General features: G+C 74.5%; 15 protein-coding genes. 7 read left to right on the forward strand and 8 right to left on the reverse strand.

What is annotated here, in order from left to right:
• Positions 1–5: 5 nt before the first annotated feature.
• Positions 6–932, reverse strand: coding sequence for a formylglycine-generating enzyme family protein (locus tag ACFY30_RS33140; protein WP_390848837.1), 927 nt, complete (start codon positions 930–932; stop codon positions 6–8).
• Between the two features lie 89 nt (positions 933–1,021).
• The gene (locus ACFY30_RS33145; RefSeq protein WP_390848838.1) at positions 1,022–1,429 is read right to left on the reverse strand and encodes a CoA-binding protein; all 408 of its coding nucleotides are present in this window, start codon (positions 1,427–1,429) and stop codon (positions 1,022–1,024) included.
• 114 nt (positions 1,430–1,543) lie between these two features.
• Here ACFY30_RS33145 and ACFY30_RS33150 point away from each other — a divergent pair, with 114 nt between their 5' ends.
• From ACFY30_RS33150 to ACFY30_RS33160, 3 genes are all read left to right on the forward strand, one after another.
• The gene (locus tag ACFY30_RS33150; RefSeq protein ID WP_390848839.1) at positions 1,544–2,257 is read left to right on the forward strand and encodes a hypothetical protein; all 714 of its coding nucleotides are present in this window, start codon (positions 1,544–1,546) and stop codon (positions 2,255–2,257) included.
• Positions 2,254–2,793 carry a SixA phosphatase family protein gene (locus tag ACFY30_RS33155; protein WP_390848840.1) on the forward strand — a complete coding sequence of 180 codons (540 nt, stop codon included), beginning with the start codon at positions 2,254–2,256 and terminating at the stop codon, positions 2,791–2,793. The genes ACFY30_RS33150 and ACFY30_RS33155 overlap by 4 nt, the downstream gene beginning before the upstream one ends.
• Before the next feature lie 72 nt (positions 2,794–2,865).
• Positions 2,866–3,492, forward strand: coding sequence for a YigZ family protein (locus ACFY30_RS33160; protein WP_390848841.1), 627 nt, complete (start codon positions 2,866–2,868; stop codon positions 3,490–3,492).
• A 30-nt stretch (positions 3,493–3,522) separates the two neighbouring features.
• Here ACFY30_RS33160 and ACFY30_RS33165 read toward each other — a convergent pair whose 3' ends face one another.
• On the reverse strand, positions 3,523–4,269 hold the full coding sequence (locus tag ACFY30_RS33165; RefSeq protein ID WP_390848842.1) for a class I SAM-dependent DNA methyltransferase: 747 nt from the start codon (positions 4,267–4,269) through the stop codon (positions 3,523–3,525).
• 187 nt (positions 4,270–4,456) lie between these two features.
• Here ACFY30_RS33165 and ACFY30_RS33170 point away from each other — a divergent pair, with 187 nt between their 5' ends.
• Both ACFY30_RS33170 and ACFY30_RS33175 read left to right on the forward strand, forming a co-directional pair.
• Positions 4,457–5,620, forward strand: a complete 1,164-nt coding sequence (locus ACFY30_RS33170; protein WP_390848843.1) for an exonuclease SbcCD subunit D — start codon at positions 4,457–4,459, stop codon at positions 5,618–5,620.
• A complete protein-coding gene (locus tag ACFY30_RS33175; RefSeq protein ID WP_390848844.1) occupies positions 5,617–8,727 on the forward strand; it encodes an AAA family ATPase in 3,111 nt (1,036 codons plus the stop codon). The genes ACFY30_RS33170 and ACFY30_RS33175 overlap by 4 nt, the downstream gene beginning before the upstream one ends.
• Here ACFY30_RS33175 and ACFY30_RS33180 read toward each other — a convergent pair.
• On the reverse strand, positions 8,688–9,134 hold the full coding sequence (locus ACFY30_RS33180; protein WP_390848845.1) for an Lrp/AsnC family transcriptional regulator: 447 nt from the start codon (positions 9,132–9,134) through the stop codon (positions 8,688–8,690). The two genes, ACFY30_RS33175 and ACFY30_RS33180, sit on opposite strands and share 40 nt — an antisense overlap.
• Before the next feature lie 124 nt (positions 9,135–9,258).
• Between ACFY30_RS33180 and ACFY30_RS33185 the strand changes: the two genes are divergently transcribed.
• Positions 9,259–9,738 (forward strand): rhodanese-like domain-containing protein, encoded by a 480-nt coding sequence (locus ACFY30_RS33185; RefSeq protein ID WP_390848846.1) that lies wholly within the window; start codon positions 9,259–9,261, stop codon positions 9,736–9,738.
• A 16-nt stretch (positions 9,739–9,754) separates the two neighbouring features.
• On the opposite strand, the gene ACFY30_RS33190 is transcribed toward ACFY30_RS33185, so the two are convergent.
• The 3 genes from ACFY30_RS33190 to ACFY30_RS33200 all read right to left on the reverse strand — a co-directional run bounded on the left by ACFY30_RS33190 (position 9,755) and on the right by ACFY30_RS33200 (position 12,985).
• Entirely contained in the window at positions 9,755–10,549 is a 795-nt protein-coding gene (locus ACFY30_RS33190; RefSeq protein ID WP_390848847.1) for an ATP-grasp domain-containing protein, read from the reverse strand.
• A gap of 104 nt (positions 10,550–10,653) precedes the next feature.
• Entirely contained in the window at positions 10,654–12,345 is a 1,692-nt protein-coding gene (locus tag ACFY30_RS33195) for a DUF885 domain-containing protein (protein ID WP_390848848.1), read from the reverse strand.
• Positions 12,346–12,481: 136 nt separating this feature from the next.
• Positions 12,482–12,985 (reverse strand): Lrp/AsnC family transcriptional regulator, encoded by a 504-nt coding sequence (locus ACFY30_RS33200; protein ID WP_390657252.1) that lies wholly within the window; start codon positions 12,983–12,985, stop codon positions 12,482–12,484.
• Between the two features lie 60 nt (positions 12,986–13,045).
• Here ACFY30_RS33200 and ACFY30_RS33205 point away from each other — a divergent pair, with 60 nt between their 5' ends.
• On the forward strand, positions 13,046–14,311 hold the full coding sequence (locus ACFY30_RS33205) for a trans-sulfuration enzyme family protein (RefSeq protein WP_390848849.1): 1,266 nt from the start codon (positions 13,046–13,048) through the stop codon (positions 14,309–14,311).
• A 195-nt stretch (positions 14,312–14,506) separates the two neighbouring features.
• On the opposite strand, the gene ACFY30_RS33210 is transcribed toward ACFY30_RS33205, so the two are convergent.
• The gene (locus tag ACFY30_RS33210) at positions 14,507–15,925 is read right to left on the reverse strand and encodes a GNAT family N-acetyltransferase (protein WP_390848850.1); all 1,419 of its coding nucleotides are present in this window, start codon (positions 15,923–15,925) and stop codon (positions 14,507–14,509) included.
• Between the last annotated feature and the right edge of the window lie 63 nt (positions 15,926–15,988).

Raw genomic sequence — 15,988 nt, forward strand, 5'->3', positions numbered from 1 at the left:
GTCTTTCAGACGTCCTGGACGTCCTGGACGCACCGGAAACCCGCGTGGCCACTGGAGCTGTCGGGGGTGTTGGCGCTGCGTGCGGCCACGCGGTAACGGTTGCAGTAGGAGGCGTGACACAGGTGCGAGCCGCCCCGGATCACCTTCTCCGGGCTGTGCGCGGACCAGGCGTCGGCACACCACTCCCACACGTTTCCCGACACGTTGTACAGCCCGAACCCGTTCGGTGCGAAGGCGTCGACGGGCGCCGTTCCCCGATGTCCGTCGGCGGCGGTGTTCTTCGCCGGAAAGGTGCCCCGCCAGATGTTGCAGCGGAATTCCCCGCCCGGATTCAGCTCGTCGCCCCATGGATAGCGCTTCTGCTCCAGACCACCCCGGGCCGCGTACTCCCACTCGGCCTCGGTGGGCAGCCGCCCGCCCGCCCAGGCGGCGTAGGCGGCCGCGTCGAACCAGGAGACGTGCACCACCGGGTGGTCCCCGCGTCCGTCCAGGCCGCTGCCCGGTCCCTCCGGCCGGTTCCAGGCGGCCCCGGAGACCGCGCACCACCAGGGAGTCCGCTCGGGGCGCGGCGAGTCCCGGCGCAGCGCGCCCGGCAGGAAGCCGGCGAACACGTACGACCAGCCGAGCCGTTCGGCGTCCGTCACATGCCCGGTGCCGGCGACGAACTCCGCGAACCGGTCGTTCGAGACGGCGTACGCGTCGATCCGGAAGGGCGCGACCCGCACCGCCCGCACGGGACCCTCGCCGTCCGCCGGGAAACCCTCGCAGTCCTCCGCGCCCATCAGGAACTCACCGCCGGGCAGCTCCACCGTCCCGTCGGCGGCGGCACGCGGCGACGGGACGGGCGACGGGCGCGCCGGCTCGGCGGCACCCCCGCCGGCGGGCATGCAGCAGCGGGCGGGGGACGGGGAGCCGTACTCGTTCTCGGGCATACGGGCGCCCAGCATGCCCGAGGAACCTGTGGGCCCGGGGAGGCCTGCCGGCCGGGTCGGCCCAGCCGGCCGGGGGAGCGCAGGCCGGGTCAGCCCAGCCGCGGGATCTCGATGGCCGGGCAGCGGTCCATCACCATCTCCAGGCCCGCCGCGCGCGTCCGCCCGTAGGCCGCCTCGTCGACCACGCCGAGCTGGAACCACACGGCCTTGGCCCCCTTGGCGACCGCCTCGTCGGCGACGGCACCCGCGAGGTCGCTGTTGACGAAGACGTCGACGACGTCCACCTCGAAGGGGATGTCCGCGAGGGAGGCGTAGCCCCGCTCCCCGTGCACCGTCTCCGCCTTCGGGTGGACCGGCACCACCCGCTTGCCGTAACGCCGCAGCACCTCGGCGACGCCGTACGCGGCCCGCCCGCGGTTCGTCGAGAGCCCCACCACGGCCCAGGTGTCACCGAGCCCGGTGAGGATCTTGCGGATCGTTGCCTCGTCGCCGTACACGGTCGGCCTCCTGCGGGGTGCGGACGGGGTCTGTCCAGGGCGTCAACAGCGCGGGCCGCCCGCTGATTCCGGGGCCCGCCTGCGCATCGCCCGCGGGCCGCCTAGGCTCGCCTCGTGCTGCGCATCACCGACGCCCGAACCGGCGAACCCGTCGTCGCCGCCCCCGCCCGCCGTGGACTGACCCGGGTGCAGGCGCACGCCTCGGGGTACGACGCGAGCTCGCTCCGCGTCCTCCTCGTGGCCGACGTCCTCGTGCGGACGCTGGAGCTCGGCGGCACGCCCGTGTGGGCCGTGCTGACCGGCGAACGCGACCAGGCGGAGCTCCGCGCGGGCGCGACCGCCCTCGGCATCCACCCCTTCGAGGACGGCCGGGACCTCGGCGCCGGGGTGGGGGAGGCGCGGATCCTGCACGTGGTGGGGGAGGCCGGCCCCGCCCCCGACGGGGTGCGGATCGCCGTGGCGCCGGTGACGGGGGCGGTCCCGGCCGACTCCGCCGCGCTGCGCCTCGCGCTGCTGTCCCGGCCCCGCACCGAGCCCGTCGGGCTCGACGCCGCGGCGCTGGGCGAGGCCCAGGACCTCCTCGTACGCTGGCGGAGGGCCGTCGCCGGCTGGGCGCGCCGGCCGTCGCGGCCCGTCCCGGACGAGGTGCGCGGACGGCTCCGTGCCGCCTGGGAGGACGACCTGGACGTGCCGGAGGTGCTGAGGGTGCTGCGCGGGGTGGAGGACGCCGGGCCCGAGTTGCCGGACGGCGCCCGCTTCGAGACCTACGCCTACGCCGACCGTCTCCTCGGCCTCGACCTCACCCGCGACCTGGGAGCCCCGGCATGAGCGCGCAGGGGAGCCCCCTGCGCCGGCTTGTGGTGCTGCGGCACGCCAAGTCGGACTGGCCGGACGGCGTCCCCGACCACGAGCGGCCCCTCGCGCCGCGCGGCCGCCGGGACGCCCCGGCCGCGGGCCGCGCCCTCGCCGAGGCGGGCTGCGTCCCCGACCTCGCCCTGTGCTCCACCGCCGTACGCGCCCGCCAGACCTGGGACCTGGCCCGTGCCCAGTGGGACACCCCGCCCCCGGTCCGCTTCGAGCCGCGCCTGTACGCGGCCGACGTGCCCGAACTGCTGGAGGTCGTGGGGGAGACGCCCGCGGGGGTCGGGACGCTGCTGCTCGTCGCGCACAACCCGGGGCTGGAGGAACTGGTCCTGGATCTGGCCGGGGACGCACTCGACGACGCGCTGGACGAGGTCCGGCTGAAGTTCCCGACGTCGGCGATCGCGGTGCTGGCCTGGCACGGGACCGCCTGGGACACCCTGACGCCGGGGACCGCCCTGCTGACCTCGATGATCGTGCCCCGGGGCAAGAAGGGCGGCTGAACCGGCCCCGCCCGTCGGCGCCGCCGCACCTCCGGTGCCGGCGGGCCCGGCGCCGGCGCATAGGCTGGCCGGATGCAGGACGAGTACCGCACAGTCGCCCGGGCGGGCGTGCACGAGACCGAGGTCAACCGCTCACGCTTCCTGTGCGCCCTCGCCCCGGCGGCCACCGAGCGGGAGGCCCAGGACTTCATCGCGTCCGTCCGCAAGGAGCACGCCGACGCCACCCACAACTGCTGGGCCTACGTCATCGGCGCCGACGCGGCCGTCCAGAAGGCCAGCGACGACGGCGAACCCGGCGGCACCGCGGGCGTCCCGATGCTCCAGATGCTGCTGCGCCGGGACATGCGGTACGTCGTCGCCGTCGTCACCCGGTACTACGGCGGTGTCAAGCTCGGCGCCGGCGGCCTGATCCGGGCCTACGGCGGCGCGGTCGGCGAGGCCCTCGACACTCTCGGCACCCTCACCCGCCGCCGCTTCCGTCTCGCCACCGTCACCGTCGACCACCAGCGCGCCGGCAGGGTCCAGAACGACCTGCGCTCCACCGGCCGCGAGGTGCGGGACGTCCGCTACGGCGAGACCGTCACCATCGAGATCGGTCTCCCGGACGCCGACGTGGACGCCTTCCGCTCCTGGCTCGCCGACACCACGGCGGGCACCGCGGTCCTCGAAGTGGGCGGCGAGGCGTACGGGGACGCCTGACGGGCGGCGCGCGGCCGGACGGGGGACGCCCTAGGCGTCCGCGGGGATGCGGTAGACCGACACGTGGGAACGGGACTCGGCGGTGAACTCGGCTCCCGACCAGTCCGCGTGCCGGCTCTCCCGCTCGAATCCGGCCAGCTGGGCCATGAGGTCGAGCTCGGCCGGCCAGATGTAACGGTGCGGTGAGCGGTCCAGCCGGGCCTGGCGGCCCTCCTCGTCGAACCTGAAGTGGTGCGAGACGACGTGCTGGCGCAGGACGTCATAGGTGTCCAGGCCGATGTAGCCGGGCTCCGCGTGCCAGACGGTCGCCGGGGTCCCCGGGGGGAGCCTGCGCAGTTCGGGCACCCAGAGCTCGATCACGAACCGTCCCCCGGGAGCGAGGTGGCGGGCCGCGTTGCGGAAGCACTCCACCTGCTCGGCCTGGGTGAGCAGGTTGGAGATCGTGTTGTAGACCAGGTAGACGAGTGCGTAGGTTCCCGGCGCGCGGGCGGTCGCCATGTCCCCGACCACCACCGGGATCGTCGTGTCGTCCGCCTTCTCCCGCAGCCGGTCGATCATCGGGCGGGACAGCTCGATGCCGGTCACGGGCACCCCGCGCGCGGCGAGCGGGACGGCCACACGTCCGGTGCCGACGGCGAACTCGAGCGCCGGTCCGCCGCCCGCGAGCTCGGCGAGGCGCTCCACGGCCGGTTCGAGAACCTCGGGTGCGAACATTCCGCTACCGGGGGTGTCGTAGCGCCGGGCGGTGTCCGCGTCCCAGATCTGCTCCTGTTCCATCCCACCAACGGTCGTCGGACGCGGACCAGTTGTCCAACGAATTCATGCCGGGCCGGCCAAGGGAGCGGGCATATCGTTCGATTTATGCACTGGTTCGGACAAAAGACCGAAGCGGGTGAGGGATCAGGGGCCGAAGGCGTTAGCGTGGTCGCTGTTCACGGTCGGTCCTGTAGGTCGGAGCGGTTTCTTGAGATTGCTGCACACGTCCGACTGGCATCTCGGCCGGTCCTTCCACCGCGTGAACATGCTCGGGGCGCAGGCCGCGTTCATCGGCCATCTCGTCACCACCGTGCGGGAGCGCGAGGTCGACGCGGTCGTCGTGTCGGGCGACGTCTACGACCGCGCGGTGCCGCCGCTCGCCGCGGTCGAGCTGTTCGACGACGCCCTGCACCGCCTCGCGGACCTGGGCGTGCCGACGGTGATGATCTCCGGCAACCACGACTCCGCCCGCCGGCTCGGCGTGGGCGCCGGACTGATCGGCCGGGCGGGCATCCATCTGCGTACCGACCCCTCGGCGGCCGGGACCCCGGTGGTGCTCGCCGACCCCCACGGCGACGTCGCCTTCTACGGTCTGCCCTACCTCGAACCCGCCCTGGTGAAGGACGAGTTCGGCGTGGAGAAGGCCGGCCACGAGGCCGTGCTCGCCGCCGCCATGGACCGGGTCCGCGCCGACCTCGCGACCCGCGCGGGCGGCACCCGGTCCGTCGTCCTCGCCCACGCCTTCGTCACCGGCGGCGAACCCAGCGACAGCGAGCGGGACATCACCGTCGGCGGAGTCGCCTCGGTGCCCGCGGGTGTCTTCGACGGCGTGGACTACGTGGCCCTGGGGCATCTGCACGGCTCCCAGACCCTCACCGAGCGGGTCCGCTACTCGGGCTCACCGCTGCCGCAATCCTTCTCCGAGGCCGACCACCGCAAGACCATGTGGCTCGTCGACCTCGACGCGCAAGGGGCCGTCACCGCCGAGCGGATCGACTGCCCGGTGCCGCGCGCGCTGGCCCGGATCTCCGGGACCCTGGAGGAGCTGCTCGCCGACCCCGCGCTCGCCCGGTACGAGGAGGCCTGGGTCGAGGCGACGCTCACCGACACCGTCCGCCCCGCCGACCCCATGGCCCGGCTGACCGAGCGGTTCCCGCACACGCTCAGCCTCGTCTTCGCCCCCGAGCGGGCCCCGGACGACCCGGACGTCTCGTACGCGAGGCGCCTCGCCGGCCGCAGCGACCAGGAGATCGCCGAGGACTTCGTCGCCCATGTGCGCGGCGCGGGGCCCGACGAGCGCGAGCGGGGCGTGCTGCGGGACGCCTTCGACGCCGTCCGTGCCGACGACACCGTGCGCGAGGTGGCGCGGTGAGGCTGCACCGGCTCGATCTGACGGCCTTCGGGCCCTTCGGCGGCTCCCAGAGCATCGACTTCGACGAACTCTCCGCCGCCGGCCTCTTCCTGCTGCACGGCCCGACCGGCGCGGGCAAGACCTCCGTCCTCGACGCGGTCTGCTACGCGCTCTACGGCTCCGTCCCGGGCGCCCGCCAGAGCGTCCAGGGCCAGGGGCTCACCCTGCGCAGCGACCACGCGGCCCCCGGCACCCGCACCGAGGTCGCCCTCGAACTCACCGTCGCCGGACGACGGCTGGAGATCACCCGGCAGCCGCCGCACGAGCGCGCCAAGAAGCGCGGCACGGGCACGACGGTCGAGAAGGCGCAGACCTCGCTGCGCGAGTACGACCCCGTCACCGGCGCCTGGAAGGACCTCAGCCGGTCCCACCAGGAGATCGGCGAGGAGATCACCCAGCTCCTCGGCATGAGCCGGGAGCAGTTCTGCCAGGTCGTGCTGCTGCCGCAGGGCGAGTTCGCGCGGTTCCTGCGCGCCGACGCCGAGGCACGCGGCCGGCTGCTGGGCCGCCTCTTCGACACCCGGCGGTTCGCCGAGGTGGAGAAGCGGCTCGCCGAGCGCCGCCGGGAGGCGGAGGCACGCGTGCGGGAGGGCGACGCCGACCTCGTCGCCGACGCCCACCGGATGCAGCAGGCCGCCGGGGACGCCATGGAGCTGCCCGAGCTCCAGCCGGGCGAGCCGGGCCTCGCCGAGGCCGTCGTCACCGCCGCGGCCGTGGCCCGCAGTACCGCCCGCGAGCAGCTGACGATCGCCCACTGCCGCCTCGCCGCCGCCGAGTCCGCCCAGGCGACCGCCGAGCGGACGCTGACCGACGTACGCGAACTCGCACGTCTGCAGCGGCGGTTCGCCGAGGCACGGGAACGGGCCGAGCGGCTGGAGGAGCGCGCCGGGGCCCACCGCGAGGACCAGGCACGCATGGAGCGGTCCCGCAAGGCCGAGGCGGTGGCCCCCGCGCTGGAGCTGCGCGAGGCGGCCGAGACGGAACACCACAGGGCGGTACGGACGGAGGCCCGTGCGCGGGCGCTGGTGCGGGAGTCCTTCGACGGGGCCGGACCCGAGGGTTCCCGGACGGACAGCGACAGCGCGGGCGGGACCCGGGCCGCGCTGCCGGGGGATGCGCTCGCCGACGCCGGCGCCGCCGGACTCGCGGCCGCCGCCCGTCGGGCGGCGGAGGAGCTCGGCGGTCTGGAGTCGGCCCGCCGGGCCGAGCGGCGGCTGGCCGGACTCCTCGCGGAGCGTGCCGGTCTGGACCGGCAGGAGCGGGCCGACGCGGACGTCCTCCAGGAGGCCGGGGCATGGCTCGCCGGGTGGGAGGAGTCCCGTACCGCCCTCCTGAGCGCCGTCGAGTCCGCCCAGGAGGACGCCACCCGGGCCGAACGGCTCGCCGTGCAGCGGGAACCCGCCCGCAAGCGGCTCGCCGCCGCCCGTCAGCGGGACCGGCTCGCCCGGAACGCGGACGACGCACACCGGCACGTGCTCACCGCCACCGAGCGCGCCCAGCAGGCCCGCGCCGCATGGCTGGACGTCAAGGAGCGGCGGCTGAACGGCATCGCCGCCGAACTCGCCGCGCGGCTCACCGACGGCGAACCCTGCGCGGTCTGCGGTGCCGTCGAGCACCCGGCACCCGCGCGCAAGGACGCCGGGCACATCGGCCGGGAGACCGAGGAGCGGGCGCTGGCCGCGTTCCAGCGGGCCGACGAGGAGCGCGCCGAGGCCGAGCGGAGCCTGGGCCTCGTCCAGCGGGAGCTGGCCGTGGCCGAGGGCGAGGCCGGTGACGCGCCCACCGAGCAACTTGCCTCGCTCGTCGAGGAGTTGGAGCGGGAGTACGACCTGGCTCGCAGCGGCGCCTCGACCCTGCGGGACGCGCACGACAAGCTGCGGCAGGCCGAGCAGGAACGCGACCGGCGTGTCCGCGATCAGCAGGAGGCCGCCGTACGCGCCGCTTCGAGGGTCGCGCGACGGGACGCACTGGACCGGGAACGGACTTCACTCGAAGCGGAGTTGGCGCAGGCGCGGGGCGCGGCCGACAGCGTGGCGGCCCGTGCCGCCCAGCTGGAGCGGCGGGTCGCGCTGCTCACCGAGGCCGCGGATGCCGCGCGGGCCGCAGAGGACACCGCTCAGCGGCTCAAGGACGCCGACGCACGGCTCGCCGACGCCGCGTTCCGGGCCGGCTTCGACACCCCGCAGGCCGCGGCCGACGCCCTCCTCGACGCCGACGCCCACCGCGAGCTGCAACGGCGCCTGGACGCACGGCAGTCCGAGGAGGCCGCGGTCCGCGCGGTGCTCGCCGAGGCCGACACCGCGGCCGCCGCCCAGCAGCCGCCCGCCGACCTCACGACGGCGCAGGAGGCGGCCGCCGCCGCGGCCCGGCGGCTGCGCGACGCCGCCTCCGCGCGCGACGCGGCCGCACGGCGCTGCACGGAACTGGACCGGCTCTCCGCCCGCACGGCCGAGGGCGTACGGCGGCTCGCGCCCCTGCGCGAGGAGTACGACCGGGTGGCCCGCATGGCCGGCCTCACCGCGGGCACCTCGGCCGACAACGAGCGCAGGATGCGCCTGGAGGCGTACGTCCTCGCGGCCCGTCTGGAGCAGGTGGCCGCCGCCGCGACCGCGCGGCTGCAGCGGATGTCGTCGGGGCGCTACACCCTCGTCCACTCCGACGACCGGGCCGGACGCGGCCGCAGCGGGCTGGGCCTGCACGTCGTCGACGCCTGGACCGGCCGGGAGCGCGACACCGCGACCCTCTCGGGCGGCGAGACCTTCTTCGCCTCGCTCGCCCTCGCCCTCGGCCTCGCCGACGTGGTCACCGACGAGGCGGGCGGGGTGCGCCTGGACACCCTCTTCATCGACGAGGGGTTCGGCAGCCTGGACGACCAGACCCTCGACGAGGTGCTCGACGTCCTGGACTCCCTGCGGGAACGCGACCGCAGCGTGGGCATCGTCAGCCACGTCGCCGACCTGCGCCGGCGTGTCCACGCCCAGCTGGAGGTCGTGAAGGGCCGCGCGGGGTCGGTGGTGCGGCAGCGGGGCTACCGGCCCAGCGGGCGCCGGGGGAGCGGCGAGGAGTAGACGACGCTGGTCGTCACCGACCCGAGCGCGCCGATCTTCCCGGACACCTCCTCCAGATGCCGCATCGAACGGGCGGCCACCTTGATCACGAAGCAGTCGTCGCCCGTGACGTGGTGCGCCTCCAGGATCTCGGGGGTGACCGCCACGAGGTCGTGGAACGGCTTGTAGTGGCCGTTGGGGTAGCGCAGCCGTACGAACGCCAGGATCGGCAGCCCCAGCCGTTCGGGGTCCACGACGGCCGCGTACCCCCGGATGACGCCGGCCTCCTCCAGCCGCCGCACCCGCTCGGTCACGGCGCTGGGGGACATCGACACGGCCCGCGCCAGCTCGGCGAAGCTGGCCCGGCCCTCGCGCTGGAGGACCTCGAGGATGCGCCAGTCGGTGGCGTCCGGGGAATACGCGGTCATGAGCGAGGGATAGCAGGGGAATCCCCGGCGGAGCAACCCTCGCGCCGGGGAATGCCCCTTCAGACAGGTGATCACCGGCCGTAGATTTCTGGTCATAGGGAACCCGCCACAGAGAGGCCCTGCGATGACCGCCACCGTGAACCCCGTCCTGCGTGTCGCCCCCGCCGCCCCCACCGAGGCCGCCGCCTACTTCCGCGCCTCCCTCGCCTTCCACGCCGACGTCTCCGACGTGGCGGCCGCCCTCGACGCGGCGGGCGGCGGCGACCCCGGGTTCGTCGTCCTGGACTCCCGCTCCGCCGAGGCCTGGGACCAGGGCCACCTCCCCGGCGCCGTCCACCTGCCCACCGCGCTCGTCCCCGAGCAGGCCGAGCAGCTCCTCGACAGGAACGTGCCGGTGGTGACGTACTGCTGGGGCCCCGGCTGCAACGGCGCCACCCGCTCCGCCCTGGCGCTCGCCGAACTCGGCTACCGGGTCAAGGAGATGCTCGGCGGCTTCGAGTACTGGGTGCGCGAGGGCTTCGCCTACGAGACCTGGGAGGGCCGGGAGCGGCGCGACGCCGATCCGCTCACCGCTCCCGTGGACGCGGCGAACTGCGGCTGCTGACCGCTCCCGTGCCGCGTCAGTCGCGTACGACCTCGGGGACCGGCCGCAGGAAGCGGCGCTCCGCCTCCCCGAACTCCCCCTCGGGGCGGGCCGCGCACAGGACGACGTCCAGCGCCGCGTCCGCGTCGCACGCGTAATGGCCGCTGGCCCAGGCGGCGTTGGCCTCCACCACCGCCCAGCCCGCGCCGTCGATCAGGCCCACGTCCACCACGATCGCGCTCGGCAGCCCCGTCCCCGCCAGCCGCTCCGCGAAGGCCGGCACCTCCGCGCGCCGCGGGTCCTCCGCCAGCGGGACGACGTCCAGGGCGCCCCGGGTCGCGTACCGGCTGCCCGTGCGCACCTCGCCGTCCAGCAGGAACAGGCGGTACTCCACGGCGAACGCCACGATGTCGCTGACCAGCACGGGCTCCGTGCCCTCGACCGCGTCGGACCCCGGCAGCCCGCTGCCGTCCGGATAGACGCGGGCCGGGAAGCTCTTGTCGTTCGGCGGCTTCACGAACGCGGGGCGGCGCAGCCTCCGCGCCTCCTCGATCGTGGTGAACTCCACCTCCCGCAGGGTGAGGGCGTGAGGCAGCCGGGCCAGCCAGTCCTCCGGGGCCTCCAGCAGTCCGACGCCCAGCTCCCGCGCGACCGCGTCCGCGAACAGCGGACCGGCGTACAGCGAAGCGCCTTCGGCCGCGCGCCACCCGTCCGGCACCCGCCCGTCGTGCAGCGTCTCCACCTGCGCCCCGCGCCGCCGCGCCGCGTCCGCGAGGGCGCGGCCGGTCGCGGTGAGCCGCGGGGACAGGAACAGGGTCCGGGTGATCGTCATGGGAGACGAGGGTGGCGCAGCGGCGGGCCCCGGCGACAGCGAATTTCCGCGGCCCCCACGCTCGCCCCGGCGACAGCGCGCTTCCGGGGCCCGCCCCGCCCGGGTCAGAGCCGCGCCAGCTCGTCCACCAGGTCGTCGAGGCCCAAAGACCCCTGCGAAAGGGCCGCCATGTGCCAGGACTTGAGGTCGAAGGCGGCCCCGTGGCGCTCACGGGCCTTCTCGCGGCCCAGCAGCCAGGCCCGTTCGCCGAGCTTGTAGCCGATCGCCTGGCCGGGGATGGTCAGGTAGCGGGTCAGCTCGCTCTCCACGAAGTCCGCCGGGCGGCTGCTGTGCGACCCGAAGAACTCCTGCGCCAGCTCGGGCGTCCAGCGCTCGCCCGGGTGGAACGGCGAGTCCGCCGGGATCTCCAGCTCCAGGTGCATGCCGATGTCCACGATGACCCGCACCGCCCGCATCATCTGCGCGTCCAGATAGCCGAGCCGGTGCTCCGGATCCGTGAGGAAGCCCAGCTCGTCCATCAGGCGCTCCGCGTACAGCGCCCAGCCCTCGGCGTTGGCGCTGACCATGCCGACGGAGGCCTGGTAGCGCGAGAGGTTCTCGGCGACGTGCGCCCACTGCGCCAGCTGGAGGTGATGGCCCGGGACGCCCTCGTGGTACCAGGTCGAGACGAGGTCGTACACCGGGAACCGGGTCTGGCCCATCGTGGGCAGCCAGGTGCGGCCCGGCCGCGAGAAGTCCTCCGAGGGGGGCGTGTAGTACGGGGCGGCCGCGCTGCCGGCCGGGGCGATCCGCGACTCCACCCGCCGTACCCGCTCGGCGAGCTCGAAGTGGGTGCCGTCCAGCGCCTCGATCGCCTGGTCCATCAGGCCCTGCAGCCAGTCGCGGACCTCGTCGACACCCTCGATGTGCTTGCCGTGCTCGTCGAGGTGCGCGAGCGCCACCCAGGGCGTCGCGGCGCCCGGCAGGATCCGCTCGGCCTCCTTGCGCATCTCGCCGAGGAGCCGGCGGTACTCCGCCCAGCCGTACGCGTACGCCTCGTCCAGGTCGAGGTCGGTGCCGTTGTAGTGACGCGACCAGCGGGCGTACCGCTCGCGGCCGACGGTGTTCGGCGCGTGCTCGACGGTGGGCGCGTACACCTCGCGCATCCAGTCCCGCAGTTCCACGACCGCCGCCGTCGCCGTACGGGCCGCCTCGTCCAGCTCCGCGCGCAGGGCGTCCGGTCCGGGCGCGACGAAGTCCTCGAACCAGCCGCGGCCGGAGCCGTCCGTGTCCGACCACTCGGTCAGCTGGCCGACGAAGGTGGCGGTCGGCCGCGGCGCGCCGTACAGCTTGCGCTCCAGACCGAGCGCCAGGGACTCCCGGTAGCCGGCCAGGGCCGCGGGCACCGCCCGCAGCCGCTCCGCGACCGCCGCCCAGTCCTCGTCGGTCTGCGTGGGCGTCACGGTGAACACCTCACGCACGTGGTGCGCGGGCGTGCCCATGTTGCCGACCGAGCGCAGGCCTTCGTCGGCGTCGTGCACGGCGAGAGCGGCGGTGAGGCGCTCGCGCAGCAGGCGCGCGCACCGGCGCTCGATGTCACTGTCCGCGCCCGGTTGCCGCTCCGCCTCGTCGAGCCGCGCCAGGGTGTCCCGCATGAGCCGGGCGAACGCCTCCTGACCGGAGGGCGAGAAGTCGGGCAGACGGCTCGAACTCTCCGCCACGCCTAGATAGGTACCGGTGACCGGGTCGAGGGCGATGAGGCCGTCGACGTAGGCGTCGGCGACCGCACGGGGAAGCGGGTTGTTGGTATGTGACATGCACACCATCCTCGTACGAGGGGACGGCGCACGTCACGGCGTTTGAGCTGATGGCGTAGGACCGCGTGCGGGTGTTTGAACCGACGGTGCGCCGGACCTCCTCCACGGCTGTTCGAGCGGGGCGGGGAGCGCGTCGTCACGGTGTTCGAGCCGAGGGCGCGGGCCCCTCCCCGGGCGGCAGCAGCGGCCCGCAGTCCCACCGCTGGAAGATCAGCCGGGTCTCGACCCGGGCCACCTCCCGCCGGGCCGTGAACTCGTCGAGGACCAGCCGCTGGAGATCGGCCATGTCGGCGACCGCGACATGCACCAGATAGTCGTCGGGACCGGTGAGATGGAAGACGGTCAGCGCCTCCGGCAGCGCCCGGATCCGCTCCACGAACGGCCCCACCAGCTCCCGCCGATGCGGCCTGACCTGCACCGACAGCAACGCCTGCAGGCCCCGCCCCAGCTTGGCCGGATCCAGCCGCAGCTGATGCCCGAGGATCACGCCCGAGCGGCGCAGCCGTGTCACGCGGTCCAGGCACGTCGAGGGCGCCACCCCGACCTGCGCCGCGAGATCGCGGTAGGTCGTCCGGGCGTCGTTCTGCAGCAGCCGCAGCAGCTGGAGATCCACCGGGTCCAGTACGACAGATTCGGCCATCGGCCGAACGTAGCACGGTGTTCGATTCTCGTCGCCCGTCCGTTGTTCACTCTGCGGTCCATGGACTCAGCCGCAGCGAGCACGCACGCGCACCCGTACGACGAGGTGCGTACGTCCCCGGCACCCCGCGCACTGGCCACCGAGGCCGTGCACGCCGGGCGGGACGACCTGGCCCGGCAGGGCCTGCACGCCCCGCCGATCGACCTGTCCACCACCTACCCCTCCTACGACAGCCGCGCCGAGGCCGCCCGCATCGACGCGTTCGCCGCGACGGGCGCGGAGCCGCAGGGCCCGCCGGTCTACGGACGGCTGGGCAACCCGACCGTCGCCCGCTTCGAGACGGCCCTCGCCCGCCTGGAGGGCACCGAGAGCGCCGTCGCCTTCGCCAGCGGGATGGCCGCGCTGAGCGCCGTGCTGCTCGCGCGTGCCTCGACGGGCCTGCGCCACGTGGTGGCCGTCCGCCCCCTCTACGGCTGCAGTGACCATCTGCTGACCGCCGGACTGCTCGGCTCGGAGGTCACCTGGACCGACCCGGCCGGGATCGCGGACGCGCTGCGCCCCGACACCGGGCTGGTGATGGTCGAGTCACCGGCCAACCCGACCCTCGCCGAGGTCGATCTGCGGGCCGTCGCCCACGCCTGCGGCACGGTCCCGCTGCTCGCCGACAACACCTTCGCCACGCCCGTGCTGCAGCGGCCCGCCGAACACGGTGCGCGGCTCGTCCTGCACAGCGCCACCAAGTACCTCGGCGGACACGGCGACGTGCTGGCCGGCGTGGTCGCCTGCGACGAGGAGTTCGCGGGACAGCTTCGGCAGATACGGTTCGCCACCGGCGGAGTCCTGCACCCGCTGGCCGGCTATCTGCTGCTGCGCGGCCTGTCCACGCTGCCGGTGCGGGTCCGGGCCGCCTCCGCGACCGCCGCCGAACTGGCCCGCCGCCTCGCCGCCGACCCGCGCGTCACCCGCGTCCACTATCCGCGCCTGGGCGGCGCGATGATCGCCTTCGAGGTGTCCGGCGATCCGCACGAGGTGATCGCGGGGGTCCGCCTGGTCACCCCGGCGGTCAGCCTCGGCAGCGTCGACACCCTGATCCAGCACCCGGCGTCCATCAGCCACCGCATCGTGGACGCCGACGAGCGCCGGGGCGCCGGGGTGAGCGACCGGCTGCTGCGGCTGTCGGTGGGGCTGGAGGACGTCGAGGACCTGTGGCGGGACCTGGACGGCGCTCTGGGGGGTGCTTGCGCACCCCCCGAGGGGCTCGGGGAACGGGACGCCCAGCCGTACGAACCCGCAACCGCCGGCACGGCAGCCCGCATGGCGCCCTAGGGGGGTTCGTAAGTCCCGCACAGCACCCGCGGCGCCCGGCACCCTCCCCCGCTCTCGGCATCGCTCGAGCGGGAGGCACCCCCACCGCCGCACCGGCCGAAAGCCCGAGTACACCCAGTACGTGGGCTTTCGTCCGGCACGCCGAGAGCACGCACCGGACACCCCGGGCACCGCACAGGACTTGCGAAGCACCCTTTAGGCGTTCCCCGGCTCGCCGGAGCGGGACAGCGGTCCCCCGACCGCCCCGCGCTCCGCAGAGTCCAGTCGAGCGGTGATCACGAGCGTCCCCTCCTCGATCTGGTAGTCCAGGGGCAGTCCGAGACCGCGCATCGCGGCGACCATTCCGGTGTTGGACGACTGCGTCACCGCGTAGACACTCTCGCACCCCGCTTCGACGGCCATCGCGACCAGTCGGCCGAGCAGTTCTCGGCCGATGCCGCGCCGCTGCCACTGGTCCTCGACGAGCAGCGCCACCTCGGTCTCGTCGCCGTCCCACAGGAGGTGACCGAGACCGACGACACGGCCCGACGGCGTCTGCACGGCGAGCGTGCGGCCGAAGCGGGGACTGAGCAGGTGGTTGAGGTAGCGGTCGGCGTCGCCGACCGGCCCGTGGTACCGCATGCCGAGCGTGCGGGCCGAGCAGCGCTCGTGCATCGCCCTGGCGGCCTCCAGGTCACCGGTGTCGGCCCGGCGCACGGTGATGTCGTTGCCCTCGGGCAGCGTCAGCACGTCCTGGCTGCGGGGGATCCGCGGACCGAGCCGGGCGTCCAGCTCGACCAGGGCACGCGCGCGTGCGAACTCGGTGGGGGTGAACGGCAGGTACGGCCGCTCCACGGTGATCACTCCGCCTTCCGGCGCCCGCAGGCGCATCACGGTGTCCTCCAGCACCCCTTCGACGGGCACGTCGGCCGGTCCCCGGCCGCCGCCCGCAGGCCTGGCAGGCAGTGATCGTATCGTGCACCGGCCCAGCAACTGCCTGAGCGCGAGCGGCAGTTCCGCCGCGTCCAGGGCGGTGCGGGTGGCGAGGCCGAGGACCCGGGTCGGCGCGTCCACCAGGTCGTGGGCGTCGGCCCGCTCGATCCAGGTGCCGCTGCCGCCCGCCCGGGCCACCGCGCGGGTGATGTCGGCCGCCGCGAGCGCCCCCGGGCCGCGCAGCAGGAACTCGTCCACCGTGTCCTCGCCCAGCGGATGCGTCTGCAGGCTCAGGATGTCCACCCTGTGTCCGGCCAGCGCCGTGCACAGCGCGGCCAGTGATCCCGGCGCGTCCTTCACCGTCGTCCGCATCCGCCACAGGGTGCTCTCCGCGCCGACGACGCCGGGCCCGGCCTGCTCCTGCGAAGAGGACGGCCGGGCACCGGTATCGGTATCGCTCACCGGCGGTGCGTGGCCGTGCCGCCTCGCCCACCAGGTGTGGAACCCCGCTGTTGCGACCAGCGCGGCCGCGGAGAACGCCAGCAGCGCGGGACCGTCGGGCCCGTGTCCCACCAGGTTCGCCACCACGTCGGCCACGGCGACGGCCGTGAAGACCGCGGCGAGTTCCACGACGTCCCGCCGCCAGTGGTGCACGGGGCGCCCGTGTTTCGCACGCGTCACGTCACACATGTCTCGAGTCATGCGGCCACTGTGGAGGAATGGTGTTGCGTGATCACGAACGCTTTGTGACTGATGGGTAAAGGT

The organism is Streptomyces sp. NPDC000345 (genome assembly GCF_042898825.1).
Lineage (GTDB): Bacteria > Actinomycetota > Actinomycetes > Streptomycetales > Streptomycetaceae > Streptomyces.

Bases quoted from the DNA above. Each gene is read 5' to 3' on its own strand.
- ACFY30_RS33140 (WP_390848837.1), bottom strand. From the start codon at position 932: ATGCCCGAGAACGAGTACGGCTCCCCGTCCCCCGCCCGCTGCTGCATG.
- ACFY30_RS33155 (WP_390848840.1), top strand. From the start codon at position 2,254: ATGAGCGCGCAGGGGAGCCCCCTGCGCCGGCTTGTGGTGCTGCGGCAC.
- ACFY30_RS33160 (WP_390848841.1), top strand. From the start codon at position 2,866: ATGCAGGACGAGTACCGCACAGTCGCCCGGGCGGGCGTGCACGAGACC.
- ACFY30_RS33165 (WP_390848842.1), bottom strand. From the start codon at position 4,269: ATGGAACAGGAGCAGATCTGGGACGCGGACACCGCCCGGCGCTACGAC.
- ACFY30_RS33180 (WP_390848845.1), bottom strand. From the start codon at position 9,134: ATGACCGCGTATTCCCCGGACGCCACCGACTGGCGCATCCTCGAGGTC.
- ACFY30_RS33185 (WP_390848846.1), top strand. From the start codon at position 9,259: ATGACCGCCACCGTGAACCCCGTCCTGCGTGTCGCCCCCGCCGCCCCC.
- ACFY30_RS33190 (WP_390848847.1), bottom strand. From the start codon at position 10,549: ATGACGATCACCCGGACCCTGTTCCTGTCCCCGCGGCTCACCGCGACC.
- ACFY30_RS33195 (WP_390848848.1), bottom strand. From the start codon at position 12,345: ATGTCACATACCAACAACCCGCTTCCCCGTGCGGTCGCCGACGCCTAC.
- ACFY30_RS33200 (WP_390657252.1), bottom strand. From the start codon at position 12,985: ATGGCCGAATCTGTCGTACTGGACCCGGTGGATCTCCAGCTGCTGCGG.
- ACFY30_RS33205 (WP_390848849.1), top strand. From the start codon at position 13,046: ATGGACTCAGCCGCAGCGAGCACGCACGCGCACCCGTACGACGAGGTG.
- ACFY30_RS33210 (WP_390848850.1), bottom strand. From the start codon at position 15,925: ATGACTCGAGACATGTGTGACGTGACGCGTGCGAAACACGGGCGCCCC.